This is a genomic window from Pandoraea sp. CB10b_02, assembly GCF_002216225.1.
GTDB lineage: Bacteria > Pseudomonadota > Gammaproteobacteria > Burkholderiales > Burkholderiaceae > Pandoraea > Pandoraea nosoerga.
On sequence record NZ_NJGW02000026.1, the window covers coordinates 26,901 to 40,454 of the forward strand.

Annotated in this window: 9 protein-coding genes and 1 tRNA gene; all 10 read right to left on the bottom strand. The window is 61.8% G+C overall.

What is annotated here, in order from left to right; all coding sequences use genetic code 11:
* Window positions 1-168 precede the first annotated feature (168 nt).
* The gene (gene rpoC / locus CDN36_RS20070) at window positions 169-4,380 is read right to left on the bottom strand and encodes a DNA-directed RNA polymerase subunit beta' (RefSeq protein WP_287497714.1); all 4,212 of its coding nucleotides are present in this window, start codon (window positions 4,378-4,380) and stop codon (window positions 169-171) included.
* Between the two features lie 26 nt (window positions 4,381-4,406).
* The gene (rpoB, locus tag CDN36_RS20075) at window positions 4,407-8,513 is read right to left on the bottom strand and encodes a DNA-directed RNA polymerase subunit beta (protein WP_150557441.1); all 4,107 of its coding nucleotides are present in this window, start codon (window positions 8,511-8,513) and stop codon (window positions 4,407-4,409) included.
* Window positions 8,514-9,008: 495 nt separating this feature from the next.
* A complete protein-coding gene (rplL, locus tag CDN36_RS20080; RefSeq protein ID WP_023593799.1) occupies window positions 9,009-9,386 on the bottom strand; it encodes a 50S ribosomal protein L7/L12 in 378 nt (125 codons plus the stop codon).
* A gap of 60 nt (window positions 9,387-9,446) precedes the next feature.
* Window positions 9,447-9,944 (bottom strand): 50S ribosomal protein L10, encoded by a 498-nt coding sequence (gene rplJ, locus CDN36_RS20085; RefSeq protein ID WP_150557442.1) that lies wholly within the window; start codon window positions 9,942-9,944, stop codon window positions 9,447-9,449.
* A 333-nt stretch (window positions 9,945-10,277) separates the two neighbouring features.
* Window positions 10,278-10,973 (bottom strand): 50S ribosomal protein L1, encoded by a 696-nt coding sequence (gene rplA / locus CDN36_RS20090; protein WP_150557443.1) that lies wholly within the window; start codon window positions 10,971-10,973, stop codon window positions 10,278-10,280.
* Window positions 10,973-11,404, bottom strand: a complete 432-nt coding sequence (gene rplK / locus CDN36_RS20095; RefSeq protein WP_010804164.1) for a 50S ribosomal protein L11 — start codon at window positions 11,402-11,404, stop codon at window positions 10,973-10,975. Before rplK ends, rplA begins: the two co-directional genes overlap by 1 nt.
* A gap of 143 nt (window positions 11,405-11,547) precedes the next feature.
* Window positions 11,548-12,105 carry a transcription termination/antitermination protein NusG gene (gene nusG / locus CDN36_RS20100; RefSeq protein WP_150557444.1) on the bottom strand — a complete coding sequence of 186 codons (558 nt, stop codon included), beginning with the start codon at window positions 12,103-12,105 and terminating at the stop codon, window positions 11,548-11,550.
* A 1-nt stretch (window position 12,106) separates the two neighbouring features.
* Window positions 12,107-12,487: a preprotein translocase subunit SecE gene (gene secE, locus CDN36_RS20105; protein WP_287497715.1), complete on the bottom strand. Its 381-nt coding sequence runs from the start codon at window positions 12,485-12,487 to the stop codon at window positions 12,107-12,109.
* A 22-nt stretch (window positions 12,488-12,509) separates the two neighbouring features.
* A tRNA-Trp gene (locus tag CDN36_RS20110) sits at window positions 12,510-12,585 on the bottom strand.
* A gap of 64 nt (window positions 12,586-12,649) precedes the next feature.
* A partial coding sequence (gene tuf, locus CDN36_RS20115; RefSeq protein WP_287497716.1) for an elongation factor Tu occupies window positions 12,650-13,554 on the bottom strand: 905 nt, incomplete at its 5' end.

A 13,554-nucleotide genomic window follows, 5' to 3' on the forward strand; every position in this document is an offset into this window, starting at 1 on the left:
AGCAGCCCGGCGGTAACCCGGCAGGAATCGGAAAAAAAAGCGGGCAAAAAAAAATCGGCACCCCGCAAAGGGTGCCGATTTTCCTGTTGGCAACGACTTCGGTCTCAGGGCGGCGGCGCCCGCATTCGCCAGCGCCGCCTTGCCTGTTACTTCGCCATTACTGCGTCATCACTCGGCCGTAGGCTGCTCCACCGAGTTCGGCATCGGAGCAAACGCCTCTTCCAGCGCGATCTGGTCGTGACGCTCGCGATCCGACGTCTCGCGGGCCTTGCGGGCCTTGTGATACGCCAGACCCGTACCTGCCGGGATGAGACGGCCGACGATGACGTTTTCCTTCAGGCCACGCAGGTCGTCCTTCTTGCCCATGATCGCGGCTTCGGTCAGCACGCGCGTCGTTTCCTGGAACGATGCGGCCGAGATGAACGAATCCGTCGACAGCGACGCCTTCGTGATACCCAGCAACACGTTCTCGTAGGTCGCCGGACGCTTGTCCTGCGCGATCATCGCGTCGTTCTCGTCGAGCATTTCCGAACGTTCGACCTGCTCGCCGGTGATGAAGCGCGTATCGCCCGGATCGACGATCTGCACACGACGCAGCATCTGGCGAACGATCACCTCGATGTGCTTGTCGTTGATCTTCACACCCTGCAGGCGATACACGTCCTGCACTTCGTCGACGATGTAACGCGCCAGCGCCTCGATACCCTGCAGACGCAGGATGTCGTGCGGGTCGGCCGGGCCGTCCACGATCATTTCGCCCTTGTTCACCACCTGACCGTCGTGCACCAGCACCTGCTTTTCCTTCGGAATCAGGAATTCGTGCTGATTGCCGTCCAGATCGGTAATGACCAGACGCTGCTTGCCCTTCGTGTCCTTGCCGAACGACGTGGTACCCGTGACTTCGGCCAGAATGCCGGCGTCCTTCGGAGCACGCGCTTCGAACAGTTCGGCCACGCGCGGCAGACCCCCCGTAATGTCGCGGGTCTTCTGCGATTCGGTCGGGATACGTGCGAGCACTTCACCCACCGGTACGTGCTGACCGTCCTTCACGGTGATCAGCGCGCCCACCTGGAAGCCGATCGTCACGGCGTGGTCGGTGCCCGGAATCTTCACTTCCTGACCGTTCTCGTCGAGCAGCTTGACCTGCGGACGCACGTTCTTCGACGCCGGACCACGACGCTTCGGATCGATCACGACCAGCGTGGACAGACCCGTCACATCGTCGATCTGCTTGGCCACCGTCACGCCTTCCTCGACGTTCTCGAACTTGGCGATACCGCCGTGCTCGGTAATGATCGGGCGCGTGAGCGGATCCCACGTACCGAGCTGGGCGCCGGCCTTGACCTGCGCGCCGTCGAGCTGCAGCAGCGTGGCGCCGTAGGGCACCTTGTGACGCTCGCGCTCGCGGCCATGGTCGTCCGTGATCAGGATTTCGCCCGAACGCGAAATCACGACCTGTTCGCCCTTGCCGTTCGTCACGTAGCGCATGGTCGACGTGAAGCGAACCGTACCGTTCGACTTGGCTTCGATCGACGAGGCCACCGCCGCACGCGACGCCGCGCCACCGATGTGGAACGTGCGCATGGTCAGCTGCGTGCCCGGCTCACCGATCGACTGCGCAGCGATCACGCCGACCGCCTCGCCGACGTTCACGCGCGTGCCGCGGCCCAGGTCGCGGCCATAGCAGGCTGCGCACAGACCATAGCGCGTGTCGCAGGTGAGCGGCGTGCGCACGCGCACTTCGTCGATACCGAGCGACTCGATCATCTCCACGACATCTTCGTCGAGCAGCGTGCCCGCTTCGAACACCGTCTCTTGCGTTTCCGGGTTCACGATGTCGGCCACGGCCACACGGCCGAGGATACGGTCACGCAGGGCTTCGACCACTTCACCGCCCTCGACCAGCGCCTTCATTGCCACGCCGTTGCTCGTGCCGCAATCGTCCTCGACCACGACCAGATCCTGCGTCACGTCGACCAGACGACGCGTCAGGTAACCGGAGTTTGCCGTCTTCAGTGCCGTATCGGCCAGACCCTTACGTGCCCCGTGGGTCGAGATGAAGTACTGCAGCACGTTCAGGCCTTCGCGGAAGTTCGCGGTAATCGGCGTCTCGATGATCGAGCCGTCCGGCTTGGCCATCAGGCCGCGCATACCGGCGAGCTGGCGAATCTGGGCGCTCGAGCCGCGAGCGCCGGAGTCGGCCATCATGTAAATCGAGTTGAACGACTCCTGATCCACGGCGTTGCCGTCGCGGTCGACCGTCTTCTCCTTCGAGAGCTGCTCCATCATCGCCTTGCCCACGGCGTCACCAGTAGCGCCCCAGATGTCCACGACGTTGTTGTAACGCTCTTGCGCCGTGACCAGGCCCGACATGTACTGACGGTCGTATTCCTTGACCTTCTTCGACGCTTCGGCGATCAGCTCTTCCTTCTTCGTCGGCACGAGCATGTCGTCGACGCAGATGGAGATGCCGGCGCGCGTGGCCAGACGGAAACCCGACTGCATCAGCTTGTCGACGAAGATCACCGTCTCGCGCAGGCCGCAGCGGCGGAACGCCGTGTTGATCAGCTTCGAGATTTCCTTCTTCTTGAGCGACTTGTTGAGCACCGAGAACGGCAGGCCCGGCGGCAGGATCTCCGACAGGATTGCGCGGCCGACGGTGGTCGGGTACAGCGTGACCTTCGGCGTCTTCTCGCCCGTTTCCGGATCGACCGTGTACTCCGTGATACGCACGTTCACGCGCGAAGCCAGTTCGACTTCCTTGTTGTCGTAAGCGCGCAGCACTTCCGAGACGTCGACGAACGACAGGCCTTCGCCGCGGCCGTTGATCTTGTCGCGGGTCGCGTAGTACAGACCCAGCACGATATCCTGCGACGGCACGATCGACGGATCGCCGTTGGCCGGGAACAACACGTTGTTCGAGGCCAGCATCAGGGTACGCGCTTCCATCTGCGCTTCGAGCGACAGCGGCACGTGAACGGCCATCTGGTCACCGTCGAAGTCGGCGTTGAACGCCGCGCAAACCAGCGGGTGGAGCTGGATCGCCTTGCCTTCGATCAGCACCGGCTCGAACGCCTGAATCCCCAGGCGGTGCAGCGTCGGCGCGCGGTTGAGCATGATCGGGTGCTCGCGGATCACCTCTTCGAGGATGTCCCACACCACCGGCGTCTGGTTCTCGACTTCCTTCTTCGCGGCCTTGATGGTCGTGGCCACGCCCATCACTTCCAGCTTGTGGAAGATGAACGGCTTGAAGAGTTCGAGCGCCATCAGCTTGGGCAGACCGCACTGGTGCAGCTTGAGCGTCGGGCCCACGGTAATCACCGAACGGCCCGAGTAGTCGACGCGCTTGCCGAGCAGGTTCTGACGGAAGCGACCGCTCTTGCCCTTGATCATGTCGGCCAGCGACTTGAGCGGGCGCTTGTTCGCGCCGGTCATCGCCTTGCCGCGGCGGCCGTTGTCGAGCAGCGAGTCCACCGATTCCTGCAGCATGCGCTTTTCGTTGCGCACGATGATGTCCGGGGCCTTGAGCTCGAGCAGACGCTTCAGACGGTTGTTGCGGTTGATGACGCGGCGATACAGATCGTTCAGGTCCGAGGTCGCGAAGCGGCCACCGTCGAGCGGCACCAGCGGGCGCAGCTCGGGCGGCAGCACCGGCAGCACTTCGAGCACCATCCACTCGGGCTTGATGCCCGAGCGCTGGAACGCCTCGAGCACCTTCAGGCGCTTGGCGTACTTCTTGATCTTCGCTTCCGAGCCCGTGGCCTGCAGCTCGGCGCGCAGATGCTCGACCTGCTGATCGATGTCGATCGAGCGCAGCAGCTCGCGCACGCCTTCCGCGCCCATCTCGGCACGGAATTCGTCGCCGTATTCCTCGACCTTGTTGTAGTAATCCTCCTCGGTCATGATCTGGCAGCGCTTGAGCGGCGTCATGCCCGGATCGAGGACCACATACGCTTCGAAGTACAGCACGCGCTCGATGTCGCGCAACGTCATGTCGAGCACCATGCCCAGACGCGACGGCAGCGACTTAAGGAACCAGATGTGCGCGACCGGCGAGGCCAGCTCGATGTGGCCCATGCGCTCGCGACGCACCTTCGCCAGCGTGACTTCCACGCCGCACTTCTCGCAGATCACGCCACGGTGCTTGAGGCGCTTGTACTTGCCGCAAAGGCATTCGTAGTCCTTGATCGGACCGAAGATCTTTGCGCAGAACAGGCCGTCACGCTCGGGCTTGAAAGTCCGGTAGTTGATCGTCTCCGGCTTCTTCACTTCGCCGAACGACCACGAGCGGATCTTGTCCGGCGAGGCCAGACCGATCTTGATCGCGTCGAACTGTTCGTCCTGTTGGACTTGCTTGAATAGATCGAGCAAAGCTTTCATTGCTTTCTCCTGTTGCCTGAACGCGATTAACCGCGCTCCAGGTCGATATCGATACCGAGCGAACGGATTTCCTTGACCAGCACGTTGAACGACTCCGGCATGCCGGCATCGATCACGTGATCGCCCTTGACGAGGTTCTCGTACACCTTCGTGCGGCCCGTCACGTCATCCGACTTCACAGTCAGCATTTCCTGCAGCACATACGAGGCGCCGTATGCTTCCAGCGCCCACACTTCCATTTCACCGAAGCGCTGACCACCGAACTGGGCCTTGCCGCCCAGCGGCTGTTGCGTCACCAGCGAGTACGGACCGGTCGAGCGCGCGTGCATCTTGTCGTCGACCAGGTGGTGCAGCTTGAGCATGTGCATGAAGCCGCACGTGACCGGACGCTCGAAGGCTTCGCCGGTACGGCCGTCGAACAGCGTGACCTGGTTCTTCGACGGGGTCATGCCGAGTTCCTTGGCGATCTCGTCCGGGAAGGCCAGATCCAGCATGCGGCGGATTTCGTCCTCGTGCGCACCGTCGAACACCGGCGTTGCGAACGGCACGCCGTTCTGCAGGTTGCGCGCCAGGGTCATCACTTCGTCGTCCGTCAGGCTGTCGATGTCTTCGTGCTGACCGCTCTCGTTGTAGATCTTCGTCAGGAACTTGCGAATTTCCTGGACCTTGGTGTGCGCCTGCAGCATTTCGCCGATGCGCCAGCCCAGACCCTTCGCCGCCCAGCCGAGGTGCGATTCGAGAATCTGACCCACGTTCATCCGCGACGGCACGCCGAGCGGGTTGAGCACGATGTCGGCCGGACGGCCATCGGCCATGTACGGCATATCCTCGATCGGCACGATCTTCGAGACCACGCCCTTGTTACCGTGACGGCCGGCCATCTTGTCGCCAGGCTGCAGACGACGCTTGACCGCCAGGTACACCTTCACCATCTTGAGCACGCCCGGCGGCAGTTCGTCGCCTTGCGTGAGCTTCTTGCGCTTCTCTTCGAACGCCAGGTCGAACTGGTGACGCTTCTGCTCGATCGACTCCTTGATCTGCTCGAGCTGTTGCGCGCCTTCGTCGTCGGCCAGACGGATGTCGAACCAGTGGTAGCGGTCCAGATCGGCCAGGTATTCCTTGGTGATCTTGGTGCCCTTGGCGAGCTTCTTCGGACCGCCGTTCGCGGTCTTGCCCACCAGGAAGCGCTCCAGACGCTGGAACGCGTCGCCTTCCACGATACGCAGCTGGTCGTTCAGGTCCAGGCGATAGCCCTTGAGCTCATCGTCGATGATCTGCTGGGCGCGCTTGTCGCGCTGGATGCCTTCGCGCGTGAACACCTGCACGTCGATCACGGTGCCGCTCATGCCCGAGGGCACGCGCAGCGAGGTGTCCTTCACGTCCGACGCCTTCTCGCCGAAGATCGCGCGCAGCAGCTTCTCTTCCGGCGTGAGCTGGGTTTCGCCCTTCGGCGTGACCTTGCCCACGAGCACGTCGCCGGCCTCGACTTCCGCACCGATGTACACGATGCCCGACTCGTCCAGACGGCTCAGCTGCACTTCGGCCAGGTTCGAGATGTCGCGCGTGATTTCCTCGGGTCCGAGCTTCGTGTCGCGCGCGACCACGTTGAGCTCTTCGATGTGGATCGACGTGTAACGGTCTTCCGCCACGACACGCTCCGAGATCAGGATCGAGTCCTCGAAGTTGTAGCCGTTCCACGGCATGAACGCGATCAGCATGTTCTGACCCAGCGCCAGCTCGCCCAGATCGGTCGACGCGCCGTCGGCGATCACATCGCCGCGCGCCACCTTGTCGCCCACTTCCACGATCGGGCGCTGGTTGATGTTGGTGTTCTGGTTCGAACGCGTGTACTTGATCAGGTTGTAGATGTCCACGCCGACTTCACCGGCCACGGCCTCGTCGTCGTTCACGCGAATGACCACACGGCCGGCGTCGACGTAATCGACCACACCGCCACGGAACGCTTGCACCGTCGTACCCGAGTCGACCGCCACGGTACGTTCGATACCCGTACCCACGACCGCCTTTTCCGGGCGCAGGCACGGCACGGCCTGGCGCTGCATGTTCGAGCCCATCAATGCGCGGTTCGCGTCATCGTGCTCGAGGAACGGGATCAGCGAGGCGGCGACCGAGACGATCTGCGACGGCGCCACGTCCATGTACTGGATGCGGTCCGGCGTGACCATCAGCGTTTCGCCCGCTTCGCGCGCCGACACGAGTTCGTCGGTCAGCTCGCCGTGCTCGCCGATCGACGCGTTCGCCTGCGCGATCACGTAGCGGCCTTCTTCAATGGCCGACAGATAGTCGATCTGGTCGGTGACCTTGCCGTCCACCACCTTGCGGTACGGCGTCTCGAGGAAGCCGTATTCGTTCAGGCGGGCGTACAGCGCCAGCGAGTTGATCAGGCCGATGTTCGGGCCTTCCGGCGTTTCGATCGGGCACACGCGACCGTAGTGGGTCGGGTGCACGTCGCGCACTTCGAAGCCCGCACGCTCGCGCGTGAGACCGCCCGGGCCCAGTGCCGACACGCGACGCTTGTGCGTGATTTCGGACAGCGGGTTGGTCTGGTCCATGAACTGCGAGAGCTGCGACGAACCGAAGAACTCGCGAATGGCCGACGAGATCGGCTTGCTGTTGATCAGGTCGTGCGGCATCAGGTTTTCCGACTCGGCCTGACCCAGACGTTCCTTCACGGCGCGCTCGACGCGCACGAGACCGGCGCGGAACTGGTTCTCGGCCAGCTCGCCCACGCAACGCACGCGGCGGTTGCCCAGGTGATCGATGTCGTCGACTTCGCCGCGACCATTGCGCAGATCCACCAGGATCTTGATCGTCGCGAGAATGTCGTCGTCCGTCAGCGTCATCGGCCCGACCACTTCGTCACGGCCCACACGACGGTTGAACTTCATACGACCCACCTTCGACAGGTCGTAGGCTTCTTCGCTGTAGAACAGACGATTGAACAGGGCCTCGACCGCGTCTTCGGTCGGCGGCTCGCCCGGGCGCATCATGCGGTAGATCGCGATGCGCGCGGCCGTCTGGTCGGCGGTCTCGTCGATGCGCAGCGTGGCCGAGATGTACGAACCCTGGTCCAGATCGTTCGTGTACAGCGTCTGGATGTCCGACACGCCCGACTCGCGCAGCTTCGCCAGCACGCTTTCGGTGATTTCGTCGTTGGCGTTGGCGATCACTTCGCCGGTGTCGCCGTCGATCACGTTCTTCGCGAGCACGCGGCCGAGCAGGTAGTCTTCCGGCACCGAGATGAACTTGGTGTTGGCGTTCTCCAGGTCGCGGATGTGCTTGGCGTTGACGCGCTTGTCCTTCTGGACGATGACCTTGCCTTCGCGATCCGTGATGTCGAAGCGCGCGACTTCACCGCGCAGACGCTCCGGCACGAACTCCATCTGTGCGCCTTCCGGCATCAGCTTGAAGTTGTCGAACACGAAGAAGTTCGCGAGGATCTGTTCCGGCGTGAGACCGATGGCCTTGAGCAGAATCGTGACCGGCATCTTGCGACGGCGGTCGACGCGGAAATACAGGATGTCCTTCGGGTCGAATTCGAAGTCGAGCCACGAACCGCGGTAGGGGATGATACGCGCGGAGAACAGCAGTTTGCCCGAGCTGTGCGTCTTGCCCTTGTCGTGTTCGAAAAACACGCCCGGCGAGCGGTGCAGCTGCGAGACGATGACACGTTCCGTGCCATTGATGACGAAGGAACCCGTGGAGGTCATGAGCGGAATTTCGCCCATGTACACTTCCTGTTCCTTGACTTCCTTCACCACCGGCTTGTTCGGCGATTCCTTGTCGAGAATCACCAGACGAACCTTGGCGCGCAGGGCCGAGCAGAAGGTCAGGCCGCGCTGTTGGCATTCCTTGACATCGAACGCGGGAGTGCCCAGCACATAGCTGACGAACTCCAGGCGTGCGAACCCGTTGTGAGAAACGATCGGGAAAATGGAGGAAAAGGCTGCTTGCAGACCCTCCGGCTTCCGCTCCGATGCAGGCACGTCGGCCTGCAAGAACGATGTGTACGAGGCGAGCTGGGTGGCCAGCAAAAACGGCACCTTGTGCACGGTCGGACGCTTCGCAAAACTCTTGCGAATGCGTTTCTTCTCGGTGAAGGAATAGTGCATTACGATCTCCGAATCACTACGCTGACGACGACGGCAGGCATCGTCAACGGGTGTTCATCGACTGAGACCAGACGTCCCCCGCGGCGGGCTTGCCGCGGAGCAACGAGCTTGGTGGTTGGCCGCTACCAACCGCTGGCTGACGGCGACGGATGCCTGTGTTGCCCGTCGCCCGACCAAACTTGCCTTCTGCAGTCGCTTCAGAAGACAAAGAGAAAACCGCCAGGCGCGCGTCGCGCCGCGATTTTTTCTTTGGCCTCTTCGGTCTTTCCGCGGTGCGTCGCGCACCGCGCGCTTTGCGCCGCGCTCGTGTGAGACGTCCGTTTGAAACGGCGCCGCTCACGGGCACTTTTGCGAAAACGCTTTACTTTCAATCACTTGGTGTTCGTCGACACCGGCTTTCGAATTCAACATCCCAATTTCGGGATTTGCATCTCCAGAAAGCACAAAAAGGCTGACGACATTTCGTCGCCAGCCTTCCCTACGCGCAGAGTCGAATTACTTGACTTCGACCTTGGCGCCGGCTTCTTCCAGCTTCTTCTTGGCTTCGTCGGCGGCAGCCTTGTCGACGCCTTCCTTGACAGCCTTCGGAGCGCCATCGACCAGGTCCTTGGCTTCCTTCAGGCCCAGGCCGGTGATTTCGCGCACGGCCTTGATGACGCCGACCTTGTTTGCACCGACTTCCGCCAGGATGACGTTGAATTCGGTCTGCTCTTCAGCAGCAGCGGCACCGCCGCCAGCACCCGCCGGGCCAGCCACTGCCAGGGCAGCTGCCGACACGCCGAACTTCTCTTCGAACGCCTTGACCAGGTCGTTCAGTTCCATAACCGACATCGCGCCTACGGCTTCGATGATTTCGTCTTTCGTGATTGCCATTTGTAAAACTCCTAGATTGTGTTCGGACCGAAGTCAGCGATCGTGTAACCGAAGCGAGAATCAAGCAGCTTCCGCTTGCTTCTTCTCTGCCACGGCAGCCAGGACGCGAGCAAAGCCGGAAACCGGCGCTTGCATGACACCCAGCAACTTCGCGAGCAGTTCGTCGCGGCTCGGGATCGAGGCCAGCGCTTGCACGCCCGCCTTGTCCATCACCTTGCCGTCGTACGAGCCGGCCTTCAAGATCAACTTGTCGTTGCCCTTCGAAAAGTCGTTCAGGACTTTCGCAGCGGCTACGGGATCCGTCGAGATACCGTAGATCAGAGGACCGGTCATCTGCTCAGCCAGGTCAGCAAACGGGGTGTTTTCCACCGCACGGCGAGCCAGCGTGTTCTTCAGAACGCGCAGGTAGACGCCTTGCTGACGCGCATTGGCGCGAAGCTTCGTCAGATCGCCAACCGTGATTCCGCGATATTCAGCCACAACGATGGTCGAAGCGGCGGCGACTTGCGCCGATACTTCTGCCACGACGGCTTTCTTATCATCAAGATTAAGTGCCACGGTTAACCTCCAAAATTGACATCACCTCATGGTGATGCCGTTCCACTAACGGCTCGCCGACATGTCTGGAGTTTCTATCCCCGCGCCCGGTTGCCCGGGGGCGGCGAAGTGACTGCATAACTTGTTCGGGTTCGCCATCTGCGTTGGCTGGCGTATTAAGGGAGTGTCAGTGAATGCCCATTCCCGCCAACGGTCTTTGATAACCGGAAGCGATTTCCGAAGAAACCGCTTCCGCCCAAAGTCTTTTGCTACCGGCTGTCGATCTCGAGGATCTCGGCCATCGCCGGGGACGCCATCACCCGGCGATTGCGATACATTGCGATGCGGTGTCGCTTAGGCGCCCAGGCTGGCCTGGTCCACGCGCACGCCCACGCCCATCGTGCTCGACAGAGCGATCTTGCGCAGGTAGACACCCTTGCTCGAAGCCGGCTTGGCCTTCGTCAGGGCGTCGAGCAGTGCCGACAGGTTCTGCTGCAGCGCGCTCGGCTCGAACGACGCGCGACCGATGGTCGCGTGGATGATACCGGCCTTGTCGACGCGGAACTGCACCTGACCTGCCTTGGCGTTCTTCACTGCCGTAGCGACGTCCGGCGTCACCGTGCCCACCTTCGGGTTCGGCATCAAGCCACGCGGGCCGAGGATCTGGCCCAGCGTACCGACGATACGCATCGTGTCCGGCGAAGCGATCACGATGTCGAAGTCCATGTTGCCAGCCTTGATCTGCTCGGCGAGGTCTTCCATACCCACGATTTCGGCGCCTGCGGCCTTGGCTTGCTCGGCCTTCTCGCCCTGGGCGAAAACGGCCACGCGAACCGACTTGCCGGTACCGGCCGGCAGAACGACCGAACCACGAACCACCTGGTCCGACTTCTTCGCATCCACGCCCAGTTGCACGGCGACGTCGATCGACTCGTCGAACTTGGCGCTTGCGCATTCCTTGACCAGGGCCAGAGCGTCGCCGACCGGGTACAGCTTGTTGCGGTCGACCTTGGCGGCCAGTGCTTGTTGACGCTTCGAGATCTTAGCCATTACAGACCCTCCACCGTGATGCCCATCGAACGTGCGCTGCCAGCGATGGTGCGAACCGCGGCATCCAGATCGGAGGCGGTAAGGTCAGGCATCTTGGTCTTCGCGATTTCTTCCGCTTGTGCGCGGGTGATCTTGCCCACCTTGTCGGTGTGCGGCTTGCTCGAACCCTTTTGCAGGTTGGCAGCCTTCTTGATCAGCACCGTTGCCGGCGGGGTCTTCAGGACGAACGTGAAGCTCTTGTCCGCAAATGCGGTGATCACCACCGGGATCGGAAGGCCCGGCTCGAGGCTCTGCGTCTGCGCGTTGAACGCCTTGCAGAACTCCATGATGTTCAGGCCGCGTTGACCCAGGGCAGGGCCCACGGGCGGCGACGGGTTGGCTTTACCTGCAGGAATCTGCAGCTTGATAAAGCCGATGATTTTCTTTGCCATGGTTTACTCCGGAACGAATATGTGGCGCATATTCGGGGTTGAGTCATAGCGCGCGTTCACCCAAAACGGGCTACTGACGCTCCTCGGCGACGGTTGTCACCAACGCAAAAACGCGCCGGACGTCGCGCCGGCGCATTTTATTCTTAGATCTTTTCGACTTGTCCGAACTCCAGTTCCACCGGAGTCGCCCGTCCGAAAATGGTGACGGAAACACGGAGGCGGGACTTTTCGTAGTTCACTTCTTCCACCGAGCCGTTGAAGTCCGTGAAAGGACCATCCTTGACTCGTACCAGCTCGCCTACCTCGAACAACGTCTTGGGACGGGGTTTCTCCACCCCATCCTTCATCTGAGACATGATCTTGTCGACTTCCGCCTGACGGATCGGCTGCGGACGATTGCCCGTGCCGCCGACAAAACCGGTCACCTTGGAAGTGTTCTTCACCAGGTGCCAGGTCTCATCCGTCATCTCCATCTCGCACAGCACATAGCCGGGATAGAAACGACGTTCGGTGACCGACTTGTGGCCACCCTTGATTTCCACGACTTCTTCGGTCGGAACGAGGATCTGACCGAAGTAGTCTTCCATACCTGCACGGGCAATGCGCTCTCGCAGCGCCTTGACCGCACTCTTTTCCATGCCGGAATACGCTTGAACGACGTACCAGCGCTTCTTACTCGGTGCAGCCCCGGTATCAGACATATCACTTCCAGCCAAGAATCAAAGAGAAAACCGCCCATTCGATCGTCTTGTCGCTGATCCACAGATACAGCGCCATGATGATGACGAACGCGAAGACGATCGCCGTCGTTTGAGCGGCCTCTTTACGGGTCGGCCAAACGACCTTACCCACTTCCCGATACGCATCCTTGGCAAAAGCCAGGAAGCCTTTGCCGGTTTGCGATGCCAATGCAACACCTGCCGCGACGGCCAGGACGACGACGATAGCGGCAACACGCACGTACAGCGCCTGTTGCTCCAGCGCGTAGAACGCCACGACGCCGGCAATCACGAGCAGCCCGGCCAGAGCCAGCAGCAGCTTGTCGCCAGTCGTACGTACAGTTTCTACGGGAGAATTCGCCATTTCCAGCTTGCAGACAGTTGTTTGGCAGGGGCAGAGGGAATCGAACCCCCAACCTTCGGTTTTGGAGACCGACGCTCTGCCAGTTGAGCTATACCCCTAAAACAGCAGTGGGGCCAGCCGCCAAAAGCTGACCCCGTAAGCGCGGACCGTTAAGGTACCGGCTTAAGCGATGATCTTGGCCACGACGCCGGCGCCGACGGTACGACCGCCTTCGCGAATTGCGAAGCGCAGGCCTTCCGACATGGCGATCGGGGCGATCAGCTTGACCGTGATCGACACGTTGTCGCCCGGCATGACCATTTCCTTGCCTTCCGGCAGCGTGATCGAGCCGGTCACGTCCGTCGTGCGGAAGTAGAACTGCGGACGGTAGTTGTTGAAGAACGGCGTGTGACGACCGCCTTCGTCCTTCGACAGCACGTACACTTCGCCCGTGAATTCCGTGTGCGGCGTGATCGAGCCCGGCTTGGCCAGAACCTGACCACGCTGAACTTCTTCGCGCTTCGTGCCGCGCAGCAGGATACCCACGTTGTCGCCCGCCTGGCCCTGGTCGAGCAGCTTGCGGAACATTTCAACGCCCGTGCAGGTCGTCTTCACCGTCGGCGTGATACCGACGATTTCGATTTCCTCGCCAACCTTGATCACGCCCGACTCCACGCGACCCGTCACCACCGTACCGCGGCCCGAGATCGAGAACACGTCTTCGACCGGCATCAGGAACGGCTTGTCAACGGCGCGCTCCGGCGTCGGGATGTACGTGTCCAGCGCTTCGGCCAGCGCCATGATCGCGGCTTCGCCCAGCTCGCCCTTGTCGCCCTCGAGCGCCAGCTTGGCCGAGCCCTTGATGATCGGCAGGTCGTCGCCCGGGAAGTCGTACTTCGACAGCAGTTCGCGAACTTCCATCTCCACGAGCTCGAGCAGCTCGGCGTCATCCACCATGTCGCACTTGTTCAGGAACACGATGATGTACGGCACGCCAACCTGACGGGCCAGCAGAATGTGCTCGCGCGTTTGCGGCATCGGGCCGTCAGCGGCCGAGCAAACCAGGATGGCGCCGTCCATCTGCGCAG

Bases quoted from the DNA above. Each gene is read 5' to 3' on its own strand.
- rpoC (WP_287497714.1), bottom strand. From the start codon at position 4,380: ATGAAAGCTTTGCTCGATCTATTCAAGCAAGTCCAACAGGACGAACAG.
- rpoB (WP_150557441.1), bottom strand. From the start codon at position 8,513: ATGCACTATTCCTTCACCGAGAAGAAACGCATTCGCAAGAGTTTTGCG.
- rplL (WP_023593799.1), bottom strand. From the start codon at position 9,386: ATGGCAATCACGAAAGACGAAATCATCGAAGCCGTAGGCGCGATGTCG.
- rplA (WP_150557443.1), bottom strand. From the start codon at position 10,973: ATGGCTAAGATCTCGAAGCGTCAACAAGCACTGGCCGCCAAGGTCGAC.
- rplK (WP_010804164.1), bottom strand. From the start codon at position 11,404: ATGGCAAAGAAAATCATCGGCTTTATCAAGCTGCAGATTCCTGCAGGT.
- nusG (WP_150557444.1), bottom strand. From the start codon at position 12,105: ATGTCTGATACCGGGGCTGCACCGAGTAAGAAGCGCTGGTACGTCGTT.
- secE (WP_287497715.1), bottom strand. From the start codon at position 12,487: ATGGCGAATTCTCCCGTAGAAACTGTACGTACGACTGGCGACAAGCTG.